The sequence below is a fragment of the Azospirillum brasilense genome (assembly GCF_005222205.1).
In the GTDB taxonomy this organism is placed as follows: Bacteria; Pseudomonadota; Alphaproteobacteria; order Azospirillales; family Azospirillaceae; genus Azospirillum; species Azospirillum brasilense_G.
Window position 1 is genome coordinate 2,129,902 of sequence record NZ_CP032345.1, and the last position, 24,217, is coordinate 2,154,118.

A 24,217-nucleotide genomic window follows, 5' to 3' on the forward strand; every position below is an offset into this window, starting at 1 on the left:
CCTGACCGCCTCCGGAGTTCGCGCCCGACGATGACCCACGCTTTCGCCAAGGACAGCCGCGCCTGCGCCGCCTGCGTTTCGTGGGGGGGCGACCGCGCCCTGTCGGACGACAACACGCTCGTCCACGTCGACCGCTACAGCGCGGAGGGGGAGTGCCGGACGGCGACCAGCCAGGATTACCGGAAGGTCACGCGCTCCTACCACACCTGCGCGACCTGGGCGCCGCTGCCGATGCTGAAGAAGCATGGCGGGCGGCCGGAGCGCCAGCCGGTCTTCGCCAGCCGCCCCGCCCCCGCTCCCGCGCCGAAGCCGGTCCCGGAGGCCGTGGCGGCCGCGCCGGTGCGCGTGGTCACGGCCGCCGCCCCCGCCGTTCCGCCGCCGCCCCCCGCGCCGCCGGTCTGCCGGTCGGAGCCGCTGGACCTCGAGCAGATCCCGCAGATCGCCAGCCTGCTCTACGTCCACTGGCGGCGCGTCCTCCGCGGGCGCGCGATGCCGGAGGCGCGCGACATCGACACCGCGCAGATCCGCGAATGCGTGCCGCGCCTGTGCCTGATGGAGCCGTTGCGCGGCGGCGAGGATTTCCTCTACCGCGCCTGCGGGCGGGCGGTGCAGCGGCGGATCGGGCAGCGCGCGGTGCCGCGCCCGGTCAGCGACTGCCACCCCGCCGAAGCGGCGGCACGCTTCAACGCCGACCTGCGCGCCTGCCTGGAGACAGGCGAGCCGCGCGGCCTTCTGGTGCGCGACGACCCGATGCTGCCGGGCGCGCGCTTCGTCGAACTGCTGCTGCCGCTGGCCGACGAGCACGGCCGCCCGGCTTGCGTGCTGGCTTTCCGGCACGTGCCGGGGGGCTGACGGAGGCGGCGGTGCCCTGGAACGTACAGCCCCCGCCGGAGCCGCCACCGGAGCCTCCGATCCCCGCCCCCGGCGGTGCCAGGCCCGGCGCCGATATGGTGGGGGTCTGGCCGTCCACCGTCTGGATCGTCGTCGGCACGCTCTTCTATCTGGAACACCCACAGAGCTTCGCCGGCTGGAAGGGCGCGCTCTATTATGTGGTCGGCACCGCCGTCGTGGCTCTGGTGATCGGCCTCGTCAGCCTGAACCTGCGCCGCGCCGTCGCCGGGATGCTGGCCGAGGTGTTTCCCCGCCGCGACCGTTTCACCGACCTCGTCAGCCTGATGCTGCGGCTGATGCTGGCCACCGCGGAGGGCATGCTGGTGGCCCTGTTCGCCCGCTGGACGCTGGGCGCTCTGGGGTAGGGGATCCTTCGCCGACCAATCGGCGCTACACTGGGCGTCCGGGGACCGGTCGTCCCGGGGGATATCATGTGACATCCCCTCTCCCGTCCCGGGAGAGGGAAGGGGCCCACGCAAAGCGTGGGAAGGGTGAGGGTGATGCCAAGAAGCAGCGCCTTGATCCTCGTGCGACCCTCACCCGCCCGCTTTCGCGGGCACCCTCTCCCGGGACGGGAGAGGGGATTGAACGCCAAATGCGATAGCCGTGGGAGGGGCCATGCTGAACCTGTCCGCCTACTGGTCGCCGGCCGAACTGGCCGTCAACGGCGTCATCCTGCTGCATCTGGTCGGGGCGCTGGGGCTCGGCATCCTCATGGGGTACGAGCGCTCCTTCCACGGGCGGGCGGCGGGGATGCGGACCTACGCGCTGGTCTGCCTCGCCTCAACGGCGCTGACCGTCGTCAACGCCTATCCCGGCCTGTGGTACGGCGGCATCGGGAGCGGAACCGGCGGGGGCGGCGACCCGACGCGGGTCATCCAGGGCATCGTGACCGGCATCGGCTTCCTCGGCGCCGGGGTCATCATGCGGGAGGGCTTCTCCATCCGCGGCCTGTCCACCGCGGCGTCGATCTGGACGGCGGCGGCGATCGGGGTGACCGTCGGGCTGGGCTTCTACGCCGCGGCCATCGGCTTGGCCTTTCTGGTCATTCTGGTGATGAGCGCCTTCCGCCGGCTGGAGGCGGTGCTGCCCCACCACACGGTGGTCCAGGTGATGCTGGTGTTCGAGCGCGACCAGGCGCCCCCGGCGGAGGTGCTTCGCGTCAAGGCGCTGGAGCACGGCTACGAAATCGTGTCCTGGGCCTTCCACCTGCGCAACGGCAGCGGCCACCTGGAGTACCAGCTCACACTCCAGGCCAACGGCACGCCGGACCCGATGGAACTGATCGACAAGCTGGCCCGCACCAGTCGGGTGGTGGAGTTCCGCCTGTCGCCGTCGCGCATGTGAGGGGCGGATGTGAAGGTCCGGAGCGCCTACTTGTCCAACAGGAAATAGGCGAAGTCGATGCTGGGCGCGGCCAGCCCGAACTGCGTCAGCAGCGTGTGCGCTTGCCCGCGGTGGTGGGTCTGGTGGTTGAACACATGGGCCAGCACCGCGGAGAAGGGCATGGTGAAGGCCTGCCCGCCCAGCGAGTGGTAGTGGAGGTCCGCGGCGAAGCGCGCCTCCTCCTGCTCCGCCACGACGCGGATGAGGCGCTCATCCTCCGCCTCGCGGGCGGCGCGCAGCTCGTCGAAGCCGTCATACAGGATCTCGTCCAGGGCGAAGGGCGTCGGCCCGTCCCCCTCGATGCGGCGCAGCCACACCCGGTCGGCCACCAGGATGTGGTTCAGCGTTCCCCGCACCGAGCGGAAGAAGGCGCCGCGGTCCTCGCGGTACTGGGCGTCCGACAGCTCGGCCGCCACCGCGTAGAGGCGGCGGTTGGCCCAGCGGTTGTAGCGCGCGAACCGTTCGAAATGCGCCTTCATCGCCTCTCCTGTTTTCAGACCCCGGCGCGCTTGGCCGACAGGCCGGCGGGGGACAGCAGCACCTCGCGCTTGCCCTGGTGGTTGGCCTGGCCGACCACGCGCTCCGTCTCCATCCGCTCGACCAGACGGGCGGCGCGGTTGTAGCCGATCTGGAGCTGGCGCTGGATGAAGCTGACCGACACCTTGCCCTCGCGCACCACGAGGTTGACGGCCTGCATGTAGAGGTCGTCGCCGGAATTGCCGCCGCCGCTCTCGTCGTCCTCGTCGGCGACCGCCTCATCCTCTTCCTCGGTGATGGCGGTGACGTAGTTGGGGGCGCCCTGCGACTTGATGAACTGGACGATCTCCTCGACCTCCGAATCGGAGACGAAGGGGCCGTGGACGCGGGTGATGCGGCCGCCGCCGGCCATGTAGAGCATGTCGCCCTGGCCGAGGAGCTGCTCCGCCCCGGCCTCGCCGAGGATGGTGCGGCTGTCGATCTTGCTGGTGACCTGGAAGCTGATGCGCGTCGGGAAGTTGGCCTTGATGGTGCCGGTGATGACGTCCACCGAGGGGCGCTGCGTCGCCATGATCAGGTGGATGCCGGCGGCGCGGGCCATCTGGGCGAGGCGCTGGATCGCCGCCTCGATCTCCTTGCCGGCCACCAGCATCAGGTCGGCCATCTCGTCCACGATGACCACGATGTAGGGCAGCGGCGTCGGCTCCTGCGGGGTCAGGTCGAAGACGGTCTCGGCCTCGCCGGGGACATGGCGGCGGGGCATCGGCTCGCCGTTGGCGATCATTTCGGCGATGCGGGCGTTGTAGCCCTCGATGTTGCGCACGCCGAGCTTGGACATCGCCTCGTAGCGGCTCTCCATCTCGCGCACGGCCCAGCGCAGAGCGATCACCGCCTTCTTCGGGTCGGTCACCACCGGGGTCAGCAGATGCGGGATGCCGTCATAGACGGACAGCTCCAGCATCTTCGGGTCCACCATGATGAAGCGGCAGCGCTCCGGCGGCAGCCGGTAGAGCAGCGACAGGATCATCGTGTTGATGGCGACCGACTTGCCCGACCCGGTGGTGCCGGCGACCAGCAGGTGCGGCATGCGGGCGAGATCGGCGACCACCGGCTCCCCGCTGATGTCCTTGCCGAGCGCGATGGCGAGATGGGCCTGCGATTCGGCGAAGGCCGCGTGGTCGAACATCTCGCGCAGATAGACCATCTCGCGCACCGGGTTCGGCAGTTCCACGCCGATCACGCTGCGGCCCGGCACGATGGCGATGCGGGCGGTGACCACGCTCATCGAGCGGGCGATGTCGTCGGTCAGGTTGATGACCGTCGCCGACTTGGTGCCCGGCGCCGGCTCGAACTCGTAGAGCGTGACGACGGGGCCGGGGCGCACGTCCATGATCTCGCCGCGGACGCGGAAGTTCCGCAGCACCGTCTCCAGCATCCGCGCGTTGCGGGCCAGGACCGTCTCGTCATGCTGCTGCGGCGGGCGCGGCGGCGGGTTCTGGAGGAGCGTGGTGCCGGGCAGGGCGTAGGGATCGTCCTCTCCGGCCGGTTCGCCGTAGGATGCGCCATCCTCGTCCGCGTCCTCATCGGCGTCGTCCAGCGCGACGGCGTCGTCGGCGTACTCGTCCTCCTCGTCCTCATAGGCGAGAACGTCCTCCGCCGCCTCGTCAGGCTCCGCCTCCTCGGGCAGGTCCTCCGCGTCGGGAATGAGGACGTCCTCGACCTCATCGGGCGCGTCCACGGCCGCGTCCGACGCCGGGGGCGGGACGATGGTTTCCGTCGGGCGTGCCTCATAGGCCCACTCGACGCCGGACAGGAAGGCGAAGCCGGCGACCACCGCCAGCGCCTCGTCGCCGAGGTTGGTCGAATAGACCGTGCCGGCGCGCGGGGTTCCGGGCAGCACCTCCACGTCCCACAGCAGCCGCCCGTCCGGGCGCGCGTTGGGGATGAGGTTGAAGGGGCGGCCGTTCAGCGCGCACCACAGATTGAATTCGTCGGCGGTGACGACTCCCGACTGGGTCGCGGGCGCGGTCAGGTGGGGCGTGCGCGGCGTCATGCCGGGGCTCCCGGTTTCTGTTCGGTGGAGAAGGACTCGCCGTCTTCGGCGTCGTCGGGGGTGTCGGAGGTATCGTCGGGAGTGTCGTCGGTTTCGGGCTCGGTCTCGGTGTCCACGGTCCCGTCCGTGTCGTCGTCGATGTCGGCGCCCTCGTCCGCAAGGGACTCGGATTCGCTGTCCACCGTGTCGTCCGCCTCCGGCCCGTCATCATCCGGATTCTCGATCTCAGCCTCCGCCTCATCCTCCGCCGCGTCAGGGGTGAGCGCGGCGCAGGGCGGCTCGTCCGGCGGCAGTTCGTAGGCGGCGACCAGGATCTTGTCGATGGTTTCGCCGTCGCTGGACATCGGCAGCGCCAGCCGCTCCCAGGTCCGCATGACGCCGCTGAAATCGGCGGTGTAGACACGGGCGACCGGCAGCCGTTCGCGCAGCAGCGCGGCGTATTCGGGGCGCAGGATCGCCCGCTGCTCCTCCGGCAGATCGTCCAGCGTGGCGCCCAGGCGCGAATGCCCGAAGGCCGCGGCGAGGGACTGGCCGTAATAGGAATAAACGAAGTCGTCGTCGCCGATGACCTCGAAAATCACAATATTATCCTTCCACGGCCGCAGGTCGGCCGGGGCGATGCTGCTGGACACCGGCGGCTTCCCGCCGATGCATTTGGTGAGCCAGAAGTCAAGCAGGCCGCTCAGGTGCGGCGTCGCCAGCTCGGTTCTTTCCTTGATCATGGATTGGGCGCGGAATGTCTCGGGCGGCGCCCCGCGGGGCTACCCCCTGGAGCTTTCATGGACCGCCGGAACCATACCCGCAAGCGACGGGCAGGCGCAACCGCAAGGGACCGCCCCGTTCAAGCCGGCTTAACCCTGTCGCCCGGATGCCGCAGTGGCGGTGCGGGAACCTGTCTGAGGTTCAGCCCCCGCACCGCAGGAGCGCGTCACGCCGCGCAGGTCACCCCGGTGCCGCCCAGCCCGCAATAGCCCGCGGGATTCTTGGACAGATACTGCTGGTGATAGTCTTCGGCGTAGTAGAAGGGCGGGGCCTCGCGCAGCTCCGTCGTCACCGGGCCGAAGCCGGCCTGCTCCAGGCGGGCCTGATAGGATTCGCGGCTGGCCTCGGCGGCGGCGCGCTGGGCGTCGGTGTGCGTGTAGATGGCGGAGCGGTACTGGGTGCCGACGTCGTTGCCCTGGCGCATGCCCTGGGTCGGGTCGTGCGCCTCCCAGAAGACGCGCAGCAGCTCCTCGAATCCGACCTTGGCCGGGTCGTAGACGACGCGCACCACCTCGGCGTGGCCGGTGCGGCCGGAGCAGACCTCCTCATAGGTCGGGTTGGGGGTGTGGCCGCCCTGATAGCCGACCATGGTCGTCCAGACGCCCGGCACCTTCCAGAACTTGCGCTCCGCCCCCCAGAAGCAGCCGAGCCCGAAGTCGGCGACCTCCAGCCCCTCCGGATAGGGCGGGGTCAGCGGGTTGCCGTTGACGTGGTGGCGCGGCGGCACGGGAACCGGCGTGTCGCGTCCGGGCAGGGCCTCCTCCGCGCTGGGCAGCGCCAGGGGCTTGCGCATGAACATTCCGAGCATCTCGGCCTCTCCGATGGCGTAGGAGTTGGGGATGGGGATTTGGGGATTATGTCGGGTCGCCCCGCTCCGGAGGCAAGTCGCCGCCTTTGCACGGGAGCCTTCCGCGGTCCGGCGTGTTTACCCTTCGGAATGTTCAGTCCAAGGTGGAACCGCGGGGAGAGAACGATGACGATCGACGACGCCACCCTCCAGCGCCTGATCGACAAGGGTCGCCAGCACGGCAACCGGCTCAGCGTCGAGCAGCTCGGCCAGGACGTGCCGGTGGAGACCATGACCCCGGAGGAGGTCGCCGTGGTGGTGGAGCGGCTGGAAGCCGCGGGCATCGACGTGGAGCTGACCGACGAACGGCTGAAGCGCCCGCGCGGCGGTGGCGGCGGCGACTACCAGCGCGGGGCTGGGGTGGTCGACATCGCCAGCCCGGCGGCCCCCGCCGTCTCAGCCCCCGGCGCCCGCCCGTCCGAACATGGCTGGGCCGACGAGGGCCTGGGCCACGCCCATGGCGCGCATCACGGCTCCCGCCGGGCGCCGACCTGGGACCGCGGCGGGGTGGACATGCTGCCCGTGGTCTCGGTCATCGTGGTGGCCCTGGTGCTGATCATCGCCCTGGGCGGCTGAGCGGTCAGGCCGTCAGCCCGGCTTCGCCAGCGCGTGGATGAGGATGGCCGCGGTCGCCGCGACGTTCAGCGACTGGATGCGGCCGGTGCCGGGCAGGGTCAGGATGTCCTCGCAGGCGGCGAGGGTGGCGGGGGGAAGCCCGTCCTCCTCGTTGCCCAGCACGACGGCGGCAGGCCGCCCGCCCGCGGCGAGGACCGCCGGGTCGGTGACCACCGCCCGGCCGCGGCCCAGCGCCGTTCCGGCCACCCTGTAGGACTCGCGCAGCCGCTTCAGGACCGTCGGCAGGTTGGCCGCCCGGTACAGCTCCACCCATTCGAACCCGCCCTCGGCCACCCGGTAGGCGGACTCCGACGGCAGGGCTTGTCCGGGATGGTCCGACACCACGACGCGCCGCAGGCCGAAGAAGGCGGCGGTGCGCAAGATGGCGCCCAGATTGTGCGGGTTGCCGACCCCGTCCAGGATCAGCAGCGGCTGCCCGTCCACCGCCCAGCGCTTTGCCGCCTCGGTGTCGAAGGCGGGCACCGGGCGCGGCGCGATCAGTGCGACCACCCCGCCGTGCAGCACCGTTCCGGCGACCTTCGCCAGCTCGTCGGCCTCCACCATGCGGTAGGGCTTGCGCGCCGCGGCCATCGCCTTGCAGAAGTCGCCGGTCTTCGCCTTCAGCCGCTCCTCGAAGAACAGCCGCTCGACCCGCGCCGCGTCATGGGCGAACAGGGCGGAGACGGCGGACAGGCCGGCGACGCGGAACAGCTTGCCCGGTTCCTCCCGCACCTCCTCCCGGCGCATTTCATTGCCGGCGCGGGCCGGACCCGGACGGGCTGGGCGGGCCGGGGACGGGCGGGCAGGGGAAGGGACGGGCGGACGGCCGCGCGGGGTCGTCGGCTTCGGCATGATGGTCTCGGGGGCTTGCGGGAACGGGCCGGCATTCTGGACCAACCCGTTCCCGAACTCAAAGCCCTCAGTGGTTTCCGTTCTTACTCCGCGCGTAGCCGGCGTAGGCCGCGGCCGCAGCCGCCGCGACTCCGGCGACGAGCAGTGGCGACACCCAGGCGGGCGGCGGTGTGCGGAAGCCGCCGGTGACGCCGCGGCCGCGCTCCACCGGGCGGAACAGGTTGCCGTCGCTCGCCGCGGCGGGCGGGGTCCGGCTGAAATGGCGGTGGGCGCCGTGGCCGGCGATCTTCTCCATCAGGCGCGGCGCCACCGCGTGCCCCAGCCGGGTCAGCGGGGTCATCGCCCCGACCATCGCCTGGGCGCGCGGGCGCAGCGCCACGGCGAGCACGGTGTCCGCCACGTCCTGCGGATCGTCGTAGAAGGGGCTCTCGGCGTCGAGCTGGTGCCCGGTGTAATTGGCGCCGTGCGACATGCCCGGCGTGTCGGTGAAGAAGGGGTAGACGCCGCAGACATGGACGCCCGGCGCGTCGACCAGCTCCGCCCGCAGGCTTTCCAGAAGCCCCTCCAGCCCGAACTTGCTGGCCGCGTAGGCGGCGGCGTAGGGGGCGGGCGCCCAGGCCCCGACCGACACGGTGTTGATGAGCACCCCGTGGCCCTGCCGGCGGAACAGCGGCAACACGGCGTGGGCGGCGTAGAGCGGGCCGAACAGGTTGGTCTCGACGACGCGGCGGTGCGCCTCCAGCGGGGTGTCCTCGAACCGCCCGACGGCGCCGACCCCGGCGTTGCTCACCCAGACGTCGATGCCGCCGAACAATTGCACCGCCCGGTTGGCCAGCCGGAGGACCGCCTGGGCGTCGGTGACATCGGTGGGCACCACCTCGGCCTCGCCGCCCAGTTCCCGGCATTCCTCGGCGACCTCGCCGAGCAGGGCCTCCCGCCGGGCGGCGAGCACCAGCCGGGCGCCCTCCCGCGCGAAGGTCAGGGCGGTGGCCCGCCCGATCCCGCTCGACGCGCCGGTGATGACCACCACGGCCCCGCGCACGCTGTCCATCCATCCTCTCCCGTCAATGCCTCGATGCGGCATCAACAGGACAGGGCGGTCCGGCGTCGCGGTGCTGTGGTCGGGTTGCCGTGGATCAGATCAGCTTGATCGCCAGGAAGCCGCCGATCAGCGCGACGGCGAAGGCGGTGGTGACCAGGGTCAGCCGCTTCTCAATGAAGGCGCGCACCGGCTCCCCGAACCAGTAGAGCAGGGCGGCGACCAGATAGAAGCGGATGGCCCGCGACAGGATCGAGGCGCCGATGAACACCCAGATGTTCAGCTTCGCCACACCCGCGGTGATGGTCAGCAGCTTGTAGGGGATGGGCGTCATGCCCTTGATGATGAGGATCTCCGCGCCGTATTCGACGAAGGTATGGCGCAGCGTCTCGAACTGGGCTTCCAGGTGGTAGAAGTCGATGACCGCCTTGCCGATGGCCTCGTACAGGAAGTAGCCGATCATGTAGCCGGCGACGCCGCCCACCACCGAGGCCAGCGTGCAGATCGTCGCGATCCGCCACGCGGCCTGCCGGTTGGCGAGCACCATCGGCACCATCAGGATGTCCGGCGGAATCGGGAAGAAGGAGCTTTCCGCGAAGGAAACCCCCGCCAGCCAGGTGGTGGCGTTCTTCGAGGCCGCCTTGGCCATCGTCCAGTCGTAAAGGCGCTTCAGCATGCCGGTCGCAGCCCGTGTTGTGCCGGTGAGGGAGCCCCTGTTTTAGCGGGGGACCGGGCCAGCGGCTACGACCAATTCGGGGCGGCCCCGGAAAGGCTACGCCATCGGCCTAGCGCGACGCGGGCTTGCCCCCGGATTCGGCGGTCTCCGGTTCCGCCTTCTCAGGATCGGCGCGCGCCACCGGATCGCAGTCGCCGTCGCGGGAACCGCCGGGATGACCGCCCGGCATGCCGCGGTAGCGCGTGTCCGGGTTGGACCCGCCGCCGCCGCTCTGCTCGTCGCAGAGAGGCTCGATGTCGGTCTTGTGAATGTCCTTGGGCTCGGCGCCTTTTTGTCCTGCGGTGTCGTCGGCCATGGCCGTTCTCCGGCTGCGGGGTGGGAAACCGGGCAACAGGCTGATCGCCATCCCGGTTCCCGTCCCGCTGACGCTCACTTGGTCGCGGTTTCCAGATAGGCGATCAGGTCGGCCCGGTCCTCCGGCTTCGCCACCCCGGCGAAGGCCATGCGGCTGTCGGGGATCACCGCCTTCGGGTTGGCGAGGTACGGATCGAGCGTCGTGGCGTCCCACGCGATGCCGGACGCCTTCAGCCCCTCGGAGTAGTTGGCGAAGCTGTCGACCGTGCCGGCCTTGCGCCCGAACAGCCCGTGCAGCGTCGGGCCGACGCGGTTCTTCCCCGCCTCCACCGTGTGGCAGGCCTTGCACTGGCGGAACAGCTTCTCGCCGTTCGCCGGATCGCCGTCGGCCAGGGCCGGGAGCGGCGCCGCGGCGAGAAGGACCAAGGCAGCAAATGCGTTGCAGGCGGCGGTGCGCATGGGTCGGGGGCCTCCTTCGTTTCGCCGCGGCGGAACGTCGCGGCGTCGATGGAGACTTTACGGATCGCCGGAGTCCGGGCCATTGGACTTTGGATCAGCGGAGTCCGCACCCTTTTCGAGCGCCGCCTCCGGCTTCAGCGCCTCGTCCAGCCAGGCGAGATGGGGGGCGGCGGCGCGGCGGGCCTCCTCCTCCATGCGGCGGTAGCGGGCGATCACCTCCTGCCCGAAGGCGGTCAGGCCGGTCCCGCCGCCCTCCCGCCCGCCGACGTTGGTGCGCACCACCGGCTCGCGGAAGGCGGAATTCATGGTTTCCACCAGGAACCACGCGCGGCGGAAGGACATGCCGAGCGCCCGCGCCGCCGCGGAGATCGAGCCGGTGCGGTCGATCTCCTCCAGCAGGGACACCTTGCCGGGTCCGATGGCGCCGGAGGGGTGGAGGAAGCGCAGCCGGATGTCGGTCGTCATGTCCTGAAGTCTCGCCGGGAAACGGAGGGGTCTCCGCCCAAGGTAGCATCTGGCGGGCGGCGGTCGGTCCCGAATCTGGGGCGTGCCGCGTCTGCAACCAAAGTCGAATTTACCGGCCTTCCCCGAAACCGCGATAACGGCGGGGCGCTGTGACGGATACCGATCATCGGTCGAACGGACACAGGGCGCACAACCCCGCCAAACGTCATTCCACGACTTTCAGTTCGGGCAATCCGCTTCGGGAGGAAACCGCCGTGATCCATCAGGCCCTGGAAACGCTCAGCAAGCAGGTCGCCATCCGGCCGCGCTACGACAACTTCATCGGCGGCCAGTGGGTGGCGCCGACGAAGGGCCAGTATTTCACCAACCTGACCCCGATCACCGGCAAGCCGCTGTGCGAGGTCGCCCGCTCCACCGCGGAAGACATCGAGAAGGCGCTGGACGCCGCCCACAAGGCCAAGGACGCCTGGGGCCGCACCTCCCCGGCGGAGCGCGCGCGCATCCTGAACAAGATCGCCGACCGCATGGAAGAGCGTCTGGACGTCCTGGCGCTGGCCGAGACGCTGGACAATGGCAAGCCGATCCGCGAGACGACCCACGCCGACCTGCCGCTCGCCATCGACCATTTCCGCTACTTCGCCGGCTGCGTCCGTGCCCAGGAAGGCACCATCGCGGAAATCGACCACACCACCTACGCCTATCACTTCCATGAGCCGCTGGGCGTCGTCGGCCAGATCATCCCGTGGAACTTCCCGCTGCTGATGGCCGTGTGGAAGCTGGCCCCGGCGCTGGCCGCCGGCAACTGCGTCGTGCTGAAGCCCGCCGAGCAGACCCCGATGGCCATCATGGTGCTGATGGAGATCATCGGCGACCTGCTGCCCGACGGCGTCCTCAACGTCGTCAACGGCTTCGGCATCGAGGCCGGCAAGCCGCTGGCCCAGAGCCCCCGCATCGCCAAGATCGCCTTCACCGGCGAGACGACGACCGGCCGCCTGATCATGCAGTACGCGGCGGAGAACATCATCCCGGTCACGCTGGAGCTGGGCGGCAAGTCGCCGAACATCTTCTTCAACGACGTGATGGCCGAGGACGACGAGTTCCTGGACAAGGCGCTGGAAGGCTTCGCCATGTTCGCGCTGAACCAGGGCGAGGTCTGCACCTGCCCGTCGCGCGTCCTGGTGCAGGAGAAGATCTACGACAAGTTCATGGAGCGCGCGGTCGCCCGCGTCGGCGCCGTCAAGCAGGGCAGCCCGCTCGACCCCGCGACGATGATCGGCGCCCAGGCGTCCATCGACCAGCTCGAGAAGATCCTCTCCTACATCGACATCGGCAAGGCCGAGGGCGCCAAGGTGCTGATCGGCGGCGAGCGCGCCCATCTGGGCGGCGAGCTGGAGAGCGGCTACTACGTCCAGCCGACGGTCTTCGAAGGCCACAACAAGATGCGCATCTTCCAGGAGGAGATCTTCGGGCCGGTCGTGTCCGTGACCACCTTCAAGACCGAGGAAGAGGCGCTCGCCATCGCCAACGACACGCTCTACGGCCTCGGCGCCGGCGTGTGGAGCCGCGACGGCAACCGCGCCTTCCGCATGGGCCGGGCCATCCAGGCCGGCCGCGTGTGGACCAACTGCTACCACCTCTACCCGGCCCACGCGGCCTTCGGCGGCTACAAGCAGTCGGGCATCGGTCGCGAGACCCACAAGATGATGCTCGACCACTACCAGCAGACCAAGAACCTGCTGGTCAGCTACAGCCCGAAGGCTCTGGGCTTCTTCTAAGCCTTTTGTCTCCTCCCTGACGACCTTTGGGCCGGCGGCCATTCGGCCTCCGGCCCTTTTTCTCATCCGACGGGCCATTCATTTGGGAGCGTCCGCCCATGGTCGAACGAGTCGTCGCCACACCGGCGGCCCTGGCGCTGATCGAAAAGCTGCGCGGGCTTTACGGGCCGCTGTTCTTCCACCAGTCCGGCGGCTGCTGCGACGGCAGCGCGCCGATGTGCTTCATGGACGGGGAGTTCCGCCCCGGCGGGCAGGACGTCCGGCTGGGAGAGATCGGGGGCTGTCCCTTCTACATGGGGGCGGCGCAGTTCGAGTACTGGTCGCACACCCAGCTCATCATCGACGTGGTGCCGGGCCGCGGCGCCAGCTTCTCGCTGGAGGCGCCGGAGGGCGTGCGCTTCCTGACCCGATCCCGCCTGTTCTCCGATGGCGAGGTGGAGGCGCTGCGCTCCGATCCCGGCGATATGACGAAAAAAGCATAGCGCTGTTTCGTGGAATGCGGTATTCAGGATTCGACTTTGGGATTTTCCCAGTCGGCACGGCCTCCGGGCGGTCTGATCCGTGTTCAGACCGGCTCCCCCGCGTGGTGGTGCATATGGAACCGAACTCAAGCGCCTTCCGCGACGGCGGAGGGCGTCTTTTTCGTTGCGTGGGAGAGGCGGTCCCTTGGACCTTTGGATGAGCGGAGGCCGCGGCTCCGTGCGCGGCCTCCCATTCATTCGATGAACCGTTCATCCAAAGAACGCCGGCGTGGCGTTCAGGCGCGCTTCCAGGTCGTGCCCTGCGGGCCGTCCTCCAGGACGATGCCGAGGTCGGCCAATTCCTTGCGGATGCGGTCGGCCTCCGCGTAGTTCTTGGCCTTGCGGGCGGCCAGACGGTCCTCGATGCGCTGCTGGATATCGGCGTCGGACAGGGCGGCGGCCCCCTTCGGCGCCCAGCGGAACCACGCCTCCGGGTCCTGCTGGAGCAGGCCCAGCGCCTCGCCGGCGGCGCGCAGCGCGCCCTTGGCGGCGGCCTTTCCGGCGTCCCCCGTCGCCTTGTTCACCGCCGAGGCCAACTCGTGCAGGTGGGAGATGGCGAGCGGGCTGTTGAGGTCGTCCTCCAGAGCGGCCAAGACATCGAACGGCAGCTCGGCATCCGCCGGGGCGGGCTCGCCGCGCAGCGCCTGGTACCAGCGGTCGAGCGTCGCCTTGGACTGCTTCAGCCCCTCGCGGGTGAAGTCCAGCGGCTGGCGGTAGTGGGCGCTCATCAGCGTCAGCCGGATGGCCTCGCCGGGGAACTCGTCCAGCAGCTCGTGCACGGTGAAGAAGTTGCCCAGCGACTTGGACATCTTCTCGCCCTCGACGGTCACGAAGCCGTTGTGGACCCAGTAGCGGGCCAGCGGTTCGCCGTCGTGGGCGCAGCGGCTCTGGGCGATCTCGTTCTCATGGTGCGGGAAGATCAGGTCCAGCCCGCCGCCGTGGATGTCGAAGGTGACGCCCAGATGCTCCTTGGCCATGGCCGAGCATTCGATGTGCCAGCCCGGCCGGCCGCGGCCCCACGGGCTGTCCCAGCCGGGCTGGTCATCGGCGCTCGGCTTCCACAGCACGAAGTCGGAGGAGTCGCGCTTGTAGGGGGCGACCTCGACGCGGGCGCCGGCGATCAGTTCATCCAGCGAGCGGCGGGAGAGCTGCCCGTACTCCGCCATCGACGGCACGGAGAACAGCACGTGCCCTTCCGCGGCGTAGGCGTGGCCGCGCTCGATCAGCAGCCCGATCAGCGCGACCATGTGCGAGATGTGGTGCGTGGCGCGCGGCTCGATGGTCGGGCGCAGCGCGTTCAGCGCGTCCATGTCGGCGTGGTAGAGGTCCGCGGTGCGCTTGGTCAGCGCCTCGATCGGCTCCCCGCTGTCGCGCGAGCGGTCGATGATCTTGTCGTCCACGTCGGTGATGTTGCGGACGTAGGTCACTGCCGGGTACAGCCGCTGCAGCAGCCGGAACAGCAGGTCGAACACCACCACCGGGCGGGCGTTGCCGATGTGCGCGGTGTCGTAGACCGTGGGTCCACACACATACATGCCCACCCGGTCCGGACTCATCGGCTCGAAGCGTTCCTTGCGGCGGGTCAGCGTGTTGTAGAGGTCCAGCGGCACGGCGCCATGTCTCCTGTGAGAGGGTCTTCCAAATCCCCCTCTCCCCTCCGGGGAGAGGGTCGGGGTGAGGGGGAAACGCCGGCCCCTTGCAGGGCTTGTCCGGCGCGGAGTTTCTCCGGCCTTCCGGCCGCCCCCTCATCCTAACCTTCTCCCCAGGGGGAGAAGGGACTCTTACGCGGTCTCTCCCGCGAGGCGCTTCTGCGCGCGGGTTCGGCCGATCAGGGGTAGCAGGTTCTTCAATTCCGGTCCATGGTCCCGCCCGGTGAGGGCGCGGCGCAGGGGGAGGAACAAATCCTTGCCCTTCCGACCCGTCCTCGCCTTCACCGCACCCGTCCAGGTGCCCCAGGTGGAGAGGTCCCACGGCTCCTCCGGCAGCAGGGCCGCCGCCTCGGCCAGGAAGGCGGGATCGTCTGCCGCCGGGGCGACCGGGGCGTGGGTCACCGCCCACCAATCGCGGGCCTCGGCGACGCGCGACAGATTGGGGCGCACCGCCTCCCAGAAGGCGGCGTCGGCATCATCCAGACCGAGCGCGGCCAGTTCCCCGGCGACCCGCTCGAAGGGCAGCAGATGGAGGATGCGGGCGTTCAGCCGCAGCAGCTCCTCCGGGTCGAACTTCGGGGTGGCGCGGGACACCTTGGCGATGTCGAACTCGGCCACCAACTCGTCCAGCGTCAGCCGCGGCTCGATGGCGTCGGAGGTGCCGAGCTTGGCGAGCAGGCTGGCCAGCGCCATCGGCTCGATCCCCTCCTCCTCGCGCAAGCTGGCCACGGACAGGCTGCCCAGCCGCTTGGACAGGCCCTGTCCCGTCGCGTCGGTCAGCAGCGGCAGATGGGCGAAGACCGGCACCACTCCACCAACCGCCTCGAAGATCTGGATCTGCACCGCCGTGTTGGCGACATGGTCCTCGCCGCGGATGACGTGGGTGATGGCAAGGTCGGCGTCGTCCACCACGCTGGTCAGCGTGTAGAGCGGGCGCCCGTCCTCGCGGATCAGCACGGGGTCGCTGAGCGCCGCCCCCTCGAAATGCACCGGCCCGCGCACGAGGTCGGTCCATTCCACCGGTTTGTGCTCCAGCTTGAAGCGCCAGTGCGGCGTGCGCCCCTCCGACTCCAGGCGGGCGCGGTCGGCGTCGGTCAGGCGCAGCGCCGCCCGGTCGTAGATCGGCGGGCGGCCCTGCGAGACGAGGCTGGCGCGCTTGAGGTTCAGCTCCTCCGGCGTCTCGTAGCAGGGATAGAGCCGCCCGCTGGCCTTCAGCGCCGCCGCCACCTCGTCATAGCGGCCGTAGCGGTCGCTCTCCCGCGCGAAGCGGTCCCAGGTCAAGCCGAGCCAGGTTAGGTCGCGCTCGATCCCCTCCGCGTATTCCGGCTTGGAGCGCTCCTCGTCCGTGTCGTCGAGGCGCAGCAGGACATTGCCGCCCGCCTTGCGCGCGAACAGCCAGTTGACCAGCGCGAGGCGCACGTTGCCGACATGGAGGAGACCGGTCGGGCTGGGGGCGAAGCGGACGGCGACGGACATGCGGGCATCATTCGAAAGTCGGGACAGGGCGGCAGTCGTAGCACGCCGCGCGCCCGTCCGAAAGACGCCCATCAGGCGTCAAGGGGCCTATCGCGTTCGGAGAAAAACCCCTCTCCCGCCCCGGGAGAGGGAATATCAAGCGCGGCCTCCACCCCTCCACAATTTCCGGCGCATATGGATTGTTTCGAATGAAACAATTCTTGCGCGAAGCGGTGGCGGAGGCGATGCTGTCCCCCTGTGCGGGTTTTCGGCCCGCGAAACCAATTGGAACGGGAGAGCGGCCATGAAGCTGGCCGAAGCCCTGCTGCGCGCGCTGAAGGATCGCGGCGCACAGGCCATGTTCGGGATTCCGGGCGATTTCGCCTTGCCCTTCTTCAAGGTGGCGGAGGAGACGCAAATTCTGCCGCTCCACACGCTGAGCCACGAACCGGCGGTGGGCTTCGCGGCGGACGCGGCGGCGCGCTACAGCTCGACGCTGGGGGTGGCGGCGGTCACCTACGGGGCTGGCGCCTTCAACATGGTGAACGCGGTGGCCGGCGCCTACGCCGAGAAGTCGCCGGTCGTCGTCATCTCCGGCGCTCCGGGCACGACGGAGGGCAACGCCGGCCTGCTGCTGCACCACCAGGGGCGCACGCTGGACACGCAGTTCCAGGTGTTCAAGGAGATCACCGTGGCCCAGGCCCGGCTGGACGACCCGGCCAAGGCCCCGGCGGAAATTGCCCGCGTGCTGGGGGCTGCCCGCGCCCTGTCGCGCCCGGTCTATCTGGAAATCCCCCGCAACATGGTCAACGCCGAGGTCGAGCCGGTGGGCGACGACCCGGCTTGGCCGGTGGACCGCGACGCGCTGGCGGCCTGCGCCGACGAGGTGCTGGCGGCGATGCGCTCGGCCACATCGCCGGTGCTGATGGTCTGCGTCGAGGTCCGCCGCTACGGGCTGGAGGCCAAGGTGGCGGAGCTGGCGCAGCGGCTGGGCGTGCCGGTGGTGACCACCTTCATGGGGCGCGGCCTGCTGGCCGACGCGCCGACCCCGCCGCTCGGCACCTACATCGGCGTCGCCGGCGACGCGGAGATCACCCGGCTGGTCGAGGAGTCGGACGGGCTGTTCCTGCTCGGCGCCATCCTCAGCGACACCAACTTCGCGGTGTCCCAGCGCAAGATCGACCTGCGCAAGACCATCCACGCCTTCGACCGGGCGGTGACGCTGGGCTATCACACCTACGCCGACATCCCGCTGGACGGGCTGGTGGACGCCCTGCTGGAGCGGCTGCCGCCGTCCGACCGGACGACCCGCGGCAAGGAGCCCCACGCCTACCCCACCGGCCTCCAGGAGGACGGCGAGCCGATCGCCCCGATGGACATCGCCCGTGCCGTCAACGACCGTGTGCGCGCCGGGCAGGAACCGCTGCTGATCGCGGCGGACATGGGCGACTGCCTGTTCACCGCCATGGACATGATCGACGCCGGGCTGATGGCGCCGGGCTATTACGCTGGCATGGGCTTCGGCGTGCCGGCGGGCATCGGGGCGCAGTGCGTATCGGGCGGCAAGCGCATCCTGACGGTGGTCGGCGACGGCGCCTTCCAGATGACCGGGTGGGAGCTTGGCAACTGCCGACGGCTGGGCATCGACCCCATCGTGATCCTGTTCAACAACGCCAGCTGGGAGATGCTGCGCACCTTCCAGCCCGAATCCGCCTTCAACGACCTGGACGACTGGCGCTTCGCCGAGATGGCGGCGGGCATGGGCGGCGACGGCGTGCGCGTGCGCACGCGGGCGGAGCTGAAGGCGGCGCTGGACAAGGCCTTCGCCACGCGCGGGCGCTTCCAGCTGATCGAGGCGATGATCCCGCGCGGCGTGCTGTCCGACACGCTGGCCCGCTTCGTCCAGGGGCAGAAGCGCCTGCACGCCGCGCCCCGGGAGTAGGGGCGGGAGTAGGCGTGGGCTTGGCCGTGGGGTAGGGTGGGCGGCAACCCTCCCCACCGGGCGGGCACCAGAAACGGACAAGGAGGAACCACCCATGGCGGAGAAGCCGTTGCGGATCGCGGTCGTGCTCTCGGGCTGCGGCGTCTATGACGGGGCGGAGATTCACGAGGCGGTGTGCACCCTGCTGGCGATCAGCCGCGCCGGGGCGGAGGCCGTGTGCTTCGCCCCCGACGTCCCGCAGGCCCACGTCGTCGACCACCTGACCGGCGAGGAGGCGGCGGAAACCCGCAACGTGCTGGTGGAGTCCGCCCGCATCGCCCGCGGCAAGGTCGCCGACCTCGCGACCTTCGACGCGGCGGCGGTGGATGCGCTGATCTTCCCCGGAGGCTTCGGCGCGGCCAAGAACCTGTGCGATTTCGCTTTCAAGGGCGCGGACTGCACGGTCAACCCGGATGTCGAGAAGGCCGTGCGCGCCATGCGCGACGCCGGCAAGCCGATCGGCGCCCTGTGCATCGCCCCGGCCATCCTGGCCACGCTGTTCGGCGCCGAGGGGGTGGAACTCACCATCGGCTCCGACGCCGGGACCGCCGCCGCGCTGGAGAGCCTGGGGGCGAAGCACAGCGTCACCGGCCATGGCGGGATCGTGACCGACCGGCGGCTGAAGGTCGTCACCTCCCCCTGCTACATGCTGGACGCCAGCCTCGCGCAGATCGCCGAGGGCGCCGAGAACACCGTCCGCGCGCTGATCGGGCTGGCCCGCTAAGCTGTTGTCGCGCTTGCGCTAAGGGGTGGGTGCCGAAGCGGGATACCTCCTTCGGCATCGCCGCCGCGCAACAATTCGTTAACCATAAAAGCCCACCCTGTCCCTGCTTTCGGGCGAATTTATTCAGGGACGAGGACGGCGATGACCTGCATTGTTGGCTTGGTGGACGGCGATCGTGTGTGGATGGGCGGTGACAGCGCGGGCGTGAACGGCCTGGACATCACCGTGCGCGCGGACACCAAGGTGTTTCGCAACGCCGACATGCTGATCGGCTTCACCAGCAGCTTCCGCATGGGCCAGCTTCTGCATTACCGGCTGGAGCCGCCGCACCGCGACCCCGAAGCCGACGTCTTCCGCTACATGGTCGTCGATTTCGTGGACGCCGTGCGCGGCTGCCTGAAGGACGGCGGCTACGCCCACCGCTCCAACGACGTGGAGACCGGCGGCACCTTCATGGTGGGCTATGAGGGGCGCCTCTTCTCCATCCAGTCCGATTATCAGGTGGGCGAGGCGGTGCGTGGCTATCACGCCATCGGCTGCGGGTCCGACTACGCGCTGGGCTCGCTCGCCTCCACGGCCGGCCTGCCGGCGGAGGAGCGGGTGCTGAAGGCGCTGGAATGCGCCGAACTGTTCAGCGGCGGCGTGCGCGCCCCCTTCACCATCCAGTCGATGGTCCGCCGCCCGCATCTGGCGCTGACCGAAGCGGCGTAAAGCCACAATAAAAATCAGGACTTCCCGCGCCGTTTTCGCCATCCGGCAAGACGGCGCGAAGTCATGTCTGCACCGCGGCAAACTGTGTTATAGGAACGCCGCTCCGTCCGCCAGAGATGGAGAAGAAAAAGACCATAAATACAGTGGGTGCTAGAGAATGGTGGACCAAACTGTTGGTGATGCGGATCGTTTGATTGGCGAAGAGTCTCGCGATGTCTCGGGCCGAGTCTCGGATCGGGTCTCGGGCCGGGTGCATGGCCTGCCGGCTTACTGCAATTCGCCTTACTTCGTGTTCCCGGCGCTGATCCTTCTGCTGATCATGCCGCTGTCGATCATTTTCCACCCGTCCTGGATCGTTCCGCTGGCCGAGTTGTACGCGGTCGGCATGATGGTGACGATCATCCGCCTGACGCGCTGACGCGCTGACGCGCCGGTCTTCCCCCACCCCGGCCCTTCTCTCCCGCTTCCCAGGGAGCGGTCGGGGTGGAGGCCCATCGCGTCCCCTTACGCCAGCAGCCCCGTCATCACCGCGCGGAGCTGGGCCGGCCGCACCGGCTTGTTGAGCACGTGGCAGCCCCTGGCCTGCGCCTCCTCCACCACCTCGGCGGTGCGGTTGGCGGTGATGAGGACCGACGGCAGGTCCGCCCCGCAGCGCTCGCGCACCCGTGCGATCTCGGTGAAGCCGATCACCCCGTCGTCCAGGTGATAGTCGGCGAACAGCACGTCCGGCGCCACCGCCCCCAGCCCGGCCAGCGCCTCGTCGCCCGACGCCGCCGTGGCGACGCTGCACCCCCAGCCCTCCAGAAGCGCGCGCATCCCGGCGAGCACCGCCGGCTCGTTGTCGATCACCAGCACCCGCGTGCCGGCCAGCCGGTTCGAGGCCGTCTGCACCGGCGCCTCCAGCGCGCGCACCGGGCGGGCGTAGCGCCCGAAGGGCACCGTCACCGCGAAGACCGACCCGCGTCCCGGCTGGGAGCGCACGGTGATCGGGTGGTCGAGCATCCGGGCCACCCGCTCCACGATGGCGAGGCCGAGGCCCATGCCGCGCACCCGCTCGTTGGCGCAGGGCGTGTCGAGGCGGCGGAATTCCTGGAAGATCTCGTCCAGCTTGTCGGCGGGCACGCCGGGACCGGTGTCCCACACCTCGATCCGCAAGCCCTCGCGCGTCCGCCGGCAGCCGACCAGCACGCGCCCGGCGCCTCCTTTCGCCCCCCTCTTTGCCTGGGTGTAGCGCAGGGCGTTGGACAGGAAGTTCTGCAAGATCCGGCGCAGCAGACGGATGTCGCTGCGCACCACGGCGTGGCTGGGAACGACGCAGAGCTCCAGCCCGCGCTCCTTCGCCACCGCCGCGTATTCGGTGGCCAGCGCGCCGAACAGGCTCTTGATCGGGAAATCGGCGATCTCCGGCCGGACCGCCCCGGCGTCCAGCTTGGAGATGTCCAGCAGCGCCGACAGCAGGTCCTCAACCGACGCCAGGGCGACGTCGATGTTGTCGACCAGCCCGCGGTTGGGCTCCGGCTGCTCCAGGTCGCCCAGCGCCGAGACGAACAGCCGCGCCGCGTTCAGCGGTTGCAGCAGGTCGTGGCTGGCCGCCGCCAGGAAGCGGGTCTTGGACAGGTTGGCCTGCTCCGCCTCCGCCTTGGCGAGACGCAGCGCCTCCTCCGCCGCGATGCGCTCGGCGATCTCCTGCTGGAGCTGGCTGTTGAGCCGGGTCAGTTCGGCGGTGCGCTCGACGACGCGGCGCTCCAGGCTGTCCTTGGCGTCGGCCAGCGCCTCCGCCGCCATCCGCCGCTCGGTGATGTCGTGGATCAGGCCGAAATAGCCCAGCACCTCCGGCTTGCCGCCGCCGCGCCGCTCGCCGAAATGCGGGATGTAGGTGGCGACGGCGTAGCGCGGGGCGCCGTTCTCGCCGGGCAGCTCCAGATCGAAGGTCACCTCCTCCCCGGCCAGCGCCCGCAGCACGTAGGAGCGCCGCACCTCGTAATAGAGGTCGCCCAGCGCCGCCCACATGGGCTGGCCCTCGATCTCCTCGCGCTTGCGGTTGAACCAGCCCTCGTAAGCCTTGTTGACGAAGCGGAAGCGCTGCTCGGCGTCGACATAGGCGATCAGCGCCGGCACCGCGTCGGTGACCAGCCGGATGCGCTCCTCGCTGTCGCGCAGCGCCTGCTCGGCGCGCTTGCGCTCGGTGATGTCGGTGAAGGTCAGGACGAAGCCGCCGCCCGGCATGGGGTTGCGGCTGATTTCCAGCACCGTGTCGTCCAGCCAGGGCTGCTCGACGAGGCAGCTCGGCATCATCAGCGCCTTCAGCGACAGGCCGCGATCGCCGAGGGCGGCGTGATGCAGCACGAAGTCGGCGAAGCCCGCCCCGCGTTCCGCCACCTTGGCGGGCAGGCGCAGCAGGCCGGTGAAGCGCTCGTTCCAGGCGACCAGCCGCTGGTCGCGGTCGTACACCCCGACCCCTTGGGCGATGTTGTCCAGCGTCGCCTGGAGGAGCGCCGACTTCTCGGCAAGCTCGCGCTCGCGGCGGCGGGTCTCATGCTCCTTGATGTCGGTGATGTCGGTGTAGACGCCGACCACCCCGCCGTCGCGGGTCCGCCGCTCGTTGACCTGGACCCAGCGCCCGTCGGCCAGCCGGTAGACGTAGGGGCCCTTCAGCGCCCGGTGCTGGGCCAGCCGTTCCGACAGCCAGCGGTCGGGCCGCGGGTAGGCGTCGGCGATGGTGCGCGAGGAGGCCGCCAGCTCGGCGATCTCCTGGAAACGGATGCCCGGCAGGATGCGGTCGCGGATCTCCGGCCACAGGGCCAGATACTTGCTGTTGCACAGCACCAGCCGGTCGTCGGCGTCGAAGATGGCGAAGCCCTCGTTGACCGACTCGATGGCCTCCGACAGGCGGCTGCGCATGGTGTCGGCCAGCTCCTTGGCGCGGGCCAGCGCGCGGTGGCTGTCCTCCAGCTCGCGCAGGGCGCGCTCCAGCTCCAGCGTGCGCTCGCGCACCTTCTGCTCCAGGACGATGGCGGTCTGGAACAGGGAGAAGGCGCCCCCCTGCACGTCCATCGACCGCTCCACCCGGTCCATCAGAACCTGGTTGATGCGGCGGAGCTTGGCGTTCTCGCGCTCCAGCGCCTCCAGCCGCTTGTCCTCGCCGTTGGAGGGAAGGGTGGCGGGTGGTGGGTCGGCGGGTGGGCGGGACGGTTCCCGCCAGTCGAAGATGAGCGTCATCGCGCACCTATCGCGACACCGGTGAAGGTCTGGTTGACGTGCATGGCGTTGTACTGCTCGCCGTAGGCGCAGAAGCCGACGACGTTGTGCCGCGCCAACGCCGCCGACATGACGTGCTTGAGCTGCCGCTGCTCCAGCTCCAGCCGGCGCAGGATGCAGTCGCAGCCGAGCACGAGGTCCGGCGGCCCGCCGACCTCCGCGGCCAGCTTGCGCATCATCTCCTCGAGATTCTCCACCGGGTCGACGCCGCGGGCGACCGTCAGCACGATGCCCTCGTCGATGGCGCAGTAGAAGGTCAGGCTCTCGTCGTCGTTGACCTTCTGGATGGAGCGGACATGGTACTCGCCCCCCACCCGCACGACGACGGGATAGGCGGCGAAGATCAGGGGGGTCAGCGGCTCCCCCTCCAGCCCGACCATGCGGGCGTACTCGCGGCCCGCCGGCTCGGCGTTGATCTCGGTGACGATGCGGCGCTGCGGGTCGGCGCCGGTCACCACCATCTTGGCGTCGGACGCCACGAAATGCTCGGTCCGGAAGACCACGAAGCGGCGCGCCGTGGTGACCAGCATCAGCACGGCGGCGTTGGTGTGGAACCGCCCCTCGTGCAGGACGAAGGTGCGCTCGAAGCGCAGCTCGTCCCCGGCGGAACCGCCGAACAGCGGGATGTCCATCAGCACGCTGTGCAGCGCGCTGACCACCATCTCCTCCGCCCGCGACATGCCGTCGATCATCAGGAAGGCGAAGCTGCCATGGTCGGGAAACGCGTCGGCGCGGGCGGCCAGGGCGATGTCGCGCTGCTCCATGAGGCTGCGCAGGACGCGCGGCGCCTCGGCGATGGAGAAGCGGTCGAGGTCGTCGATGCGCTGGGTGGCGATGGTGAAGTCGGCGCGCGGGAAGCCGATCCCGACCAGCGACCCGGCGGCGTAGCCGAAGGGCGTGATCTCCCCCGCCGTGGTGCAGCCGACCACCGGCACCGGCCCGAACAGCTCGGCCAGGGCCGCCGCCAGCTCCACCCGGTCATAGTGCGCGGAGCAGAAGACCAGCACCATCTCCAGCTCGGCGACGGCGGCGGGGTTCCGCCCGCACAGCCCCTCGAAGAGGTCCCGCGCGGCGGCGCGGGCGTCCTCCGCCATCGAGACGGCCCTGGGAAGGGGCGGGCTGGGCGCGCTGGGCATGGAGGCGCTGGGCGGAGCATCGGAGAGGAGAGCGTCCGAGGCCGGATGGCTGGTCACAATGCGGGTCCCGAAAAGCATCGGCATGGCATCCAACACCCCAAGCCGCCACCCGATGCCGGAAGGCCGGCCGG

The 24,217-nt window shown here is 70.0% G+C and carries 24 protein-coding genes; 10 read left to right on the forward strand and 14 right to left on the reverse strand.

Going from position 1 to position 24,217, the window contains the following annotated elements:
* Nucleotides 1–30: 30 nt before the first annotated feature.
* The 3 genes from D3869_RS10300 (at nt 31) to D3869_RS10310 (ending at nt 2,238) form a co-directional block, all read left to right on the forward strand.
* Nucleotides 31–852, forward strand: a complete 822-nt coding sequence (locus tag D3869_RS10300) for a hypothetical protein (protein ID WP_137139971.1) — start codon at nt 31–33, stop codon at nt 850–852.
* Between the two features lie 11 nt (nt 853–863).
* The gene (locus tag D3869_RS10305; protein ID WP_137139972.1) at nt 864–1,256 is read left to right on the forward strand and encodes a hypothetical protein; all 393 of its coding nucleotides are present in this window, start codon (nt 864–866) and stop codon (nt 1,254–1,256) included.
* A 253-nt stretch (nt 1,257–1,509) separates the two neighbouring features.
* A complete protein-coding gene (locus tag D3869_RS10310) occupies nt 1,510–2,238 on the forward strand; it encodes an MgtC/SapB family protein (RefSeq protein WP_137139973.1) in 729 nt (242 codons plus the stop codon).
* Nucleotides 2,239–2,264: 26 nt separating this feature from the next.
* Here D3869_RS10310 and D3869_RS10315 read toward each other — a convergent pair whose 3' ends face one another.
* The 4 genes from D3869_RS10315 to msrA form a co-directional block, all read right to left on the reverse strand.
* On the reverse strand, nt 2,265–2,756 hold the full coding sequence (locus D3869_RS10315) for a DinB family protein (protein WP_137139974.1): 492 nt from the start codon (nt 2,754–2,756) through the stop codon (nt 2,265–2,267).
* Between the two features lie 14 nt (nt 2,757–2,770).
* The gene (locus D3869_RS10320; RefSeq protein WP_137139975.1) at nt 2,771–4,807 is read right to left on the reverse strand and encodes a DNA translocase FtsK; all 2,037 of its coding nucleotides are present in this window, start codon (nt 4,805–4,807) and stop codon (nt 2,771–2,773) included.
* Nucleotides 4,804–5,529, reverse strand: a complete 726-nt coding sequence (locus tag D3869_RS33415) for a PAS domain-containing protein (RefSeq protein ID WP_211114937.1) — start codon at nt 5,527–5,529, stop codon at nt 4,804–4,806. The genes D3869_RS10320 and D3869_RS33415 overlap by 4 nt, the downstream gene beginning before the upstream one ends.
* Nucleotides 5,530–5,735: 206 nt before the next feature.
* Nucleotides 5,736–6,377: a peptide-methionine (S)-S-oxide reductase MsrA gene (msrA, locus tag D3869_RS10330; RefSeq protein ID WP_211114938.1), complete on the reverse strand. Its 642-nt coding sequence runs from the start codon at nt 6,375–6,377 to the stop codon at nt 5,736–5,738.
* Nucleotides 6,378–6,542: 165 nt separating this feature from the next.
* On the opposite strand from msrA, the gene D3869_RS10335 reads away from it, so the two are divergent.
* Nucleotides 6,543–6,992 carry an RNA polymerase sigma factor region1.1 domain-containing protein gene (locus D3869_RS10335; protein WP_137139976.1) on the forward strand — a complete coding sequence of 150 codons (450 nt, stop codon included), beginning with the start codon at nt 6,543–6,545 and terminating at the stop codon, nt 6,990–6,992.
* Nucleotides 6,993–7,004: 12 nt separating this feature from the next.
* Here D3869_RS10335 and D3869_RS10340 read toward each other — a convergent pair whose 3' ends face one another.
* The 6 genes from D3869_RS10340 to D3869_RS10365 form a co-directional block, all read right to left on the reverse strand.
* On the reverse strand, nt 7,005–7,883 hold the full coding sequence (locus D3869_RS10340) for a TrmH family RNA methyltransferase (protein WP_247895619.1): 879 nt from the start codon (nt 7,881–7,883) through the stop codon (nt 7,005–7,007).
* 67 nt (nt 7,884–7,950) lie between these two features.
* Nucleotides 7,951–8,934, reverse strand: coding sequence for an SDR family oxidoreductase (locus D3869_RS10345; protein WP_137139978.1), 984 nt, complete (start codon nt 8,932–8,934; stop codon nt 7,951–7,953).
* A gap of 85 nt (nt 8,935–9,019) precedes the next feature.
* A complete protein-coding gene (locus D3869_RS10350) occupies nt 9,020–9,598 on the reverse strand; it encodes a YqaA family protein (protein WP_014241343.1) in 579 nt (192 codons plus the stop codon).
* 109 nt (nt 9,599–9,707) lie between these two features.
* Nucleotides 9,708–9,953 carry a hypothetical protein gene (locus D3869_RS10355; protein ID WP_137139979.1) on the reverse strand — a complete coding sequence of 82 codons (246 nt, stop codon included), beginning with the start codon at nt 9,951–9,953 and terminating at the stop codon, nt 9,708–9,710.
* Nucleotides 9,954–10,027: 74 nt separating this feature from the next.
* Nucleotides 10,028–10,411 (reverse strand): c-type cytochrome, encoded by a 384-nt coding sequence (locus D3869_RS10360; protein ID WP_137139980.1) that lies wholly within the window; start codon nt 10,409–10,411, stop codon nt 10,028–10,030.
* Nucleotides 10,412–10,468: 57 nt separating this feature from the next.
* Nucleotides 10,469–10,876 carry a winged helix-turn-helix domain-containing protein gene (locus D3869_RS10365; protein ID WP_014241340.1) on the reverse strand — a complete coding sequence of 136 codons (408 nt, stop codon included), beginning with the start codon at nt 10,874–10,876 and terminating at the stop codon, nt 10,469–10,471.
* Nucleotides 10,877–11,130: 254 nt separating this feature from the next.
* On the opposite strand from D3869_RS10365, the gene adh reads away from it, so the two are divergent.
* Nucleotides 11,131–12,651 (forward strand): aldehyde dehydrogenase, encoded by a 1,521-nt coding sequence (adh, locus tag D3869_RS10370; protein ID WP_137139981.1) that lies wholly within the window; start codon nt 11,131–11,133, stop codon nt 12,649–12,651.
* A gap of 98 nt (nt 12,652–12,749) precedes the next feature.
* Nucleotides 12,750–13,133 (forward strand): DUF779 domain-containing protein, encoded by a 384-nt coding sequence (locus tag D3869_RS10375; protein WP_038529350.1) that lies wholly within the window; start codon nt 12,750–12,752, stop codon nt 13,131–13,133.
* A 275-nt stretch (nt 13,134–13,408) separates the two neighbouring features.
* Here the strand turns inward: D3869_RS10375 and cysS are convergent, their stop codons facing one another.
* Together cysS and gltX are read right to left on the reverse strand one after the other, a co-directional pair.
* Nucleotides 13,409–14,782 carry a cysteine--tRNA ligase gene (gene cysS, locus D3869_RS10380; RefSeq protein WP_137139982.1) on the reverse strand — a complete coding sequence of 458 codons (1,374 nt, stop codon included), beginning with the start codon at nt 14,780–14,782 and terminating at the stop codon, nt 13,409–13,411.
* Nucleotides 14,783–14,953: 171 nt separating this feature from the next.
* Nucleotides 14,954–16,297 (reverse strand): glutamate--tRNA ligase, encoded by a 1,344-nt coding sequence (gltX, locus tag D3869_RS10385; protein WP_137139983.1) that lies wholly within the window; start codon nt 16,295–16,297, stop codon nt 14,954–14,956.
* Nucleotides 16,298–16,580: 283 nt separating this feature from the next.
* On the opposite strand from gltX, the gene ipdC reads away from it, so the two are divergent.
* From ipdC to D3869_RS10405, 4 genes are all read left to right on the forward strand, one after another.
* On the forward strand, nt 16,581–18,218 hold the full coding sequence (ipdC, locus tag D3869_RS10390; protein WP_137139984.1) for an indolepyruvate/phenylpyruvate decarboxylase: 1,638 nt from the start codon (nt 16,581–16,583) through the stop codon (nt 18,216–18,218).
* 94 nt (nt 18,219–18,312) lie between these two features.
* Nucleotides 18,313–18,981, forward strand: coding sequence for an isoprenoid biosynthesis glyoxalase ElbB (gene elbB, locus D3869_RS10395; RefSeq protein ID WP_137139985.1), 669 nt, complete (start codon nt 18,313–18,315; stop codon nt 18,979–18,981).
* Nucleotides 18,982–19,122: 141 nt separating this feature from the next.
* Nucleotides 19,123–19,692 (forward strand): hypothetical protein, encoded by a 570-nt coding sequence (locus D3869_RS10400; protein WP_109070023.1) that lies wholly within the window; start codon nt 19,123–19,125, stop codon nt 19,690–19,692.
* Nucleotides 19,693–19,849: 157 nt separating this feature from the next.
* Nucleotides 19,850–20,110, forward strand: coding sequence for a hypothetical protein (locus D3869_RS10405; RefSeq protein WP_137139986.1), 261 nt, complete (start codon nt 19,850–19,852; stop codon nt 20,108–20,110).
* Between the two features lie 86 nt (nt 20,111–20,196).
* On the opposite strand, the gene D3869_RS33700 is transcribed toward D3869_RS10405, so the two are convergent.
* The gene (locus tag D3869_RS33700; RefSeq protein WP_137139987.1) at nt 20,197–22,911 is read right to left on the reverse strand and encodes a NahK/ErcS family hybrid sensor histidine kinase/response regulator; all 2,715 of its coding nucleotides are present in this window, start codon (nt 22,909–22,911) and stop codon (nt 20,197–20,199) included.
* A complete protein-coding gene (gene nosP / locus D3869_RS10415; protein WP_137139988.1) occupies nt 22,908–24,170 on the reverse strand; it encodes a nitric oxide-sensing protein NosP in 1,263 nt (420 codons plus the stop codon). Before nosP ends, D3869_RS33700 begins: the two co-directional genes overlap by 4 nt.
* Nucleotides 24,171–24,217 lie beyond the last annotated feature (47 nt).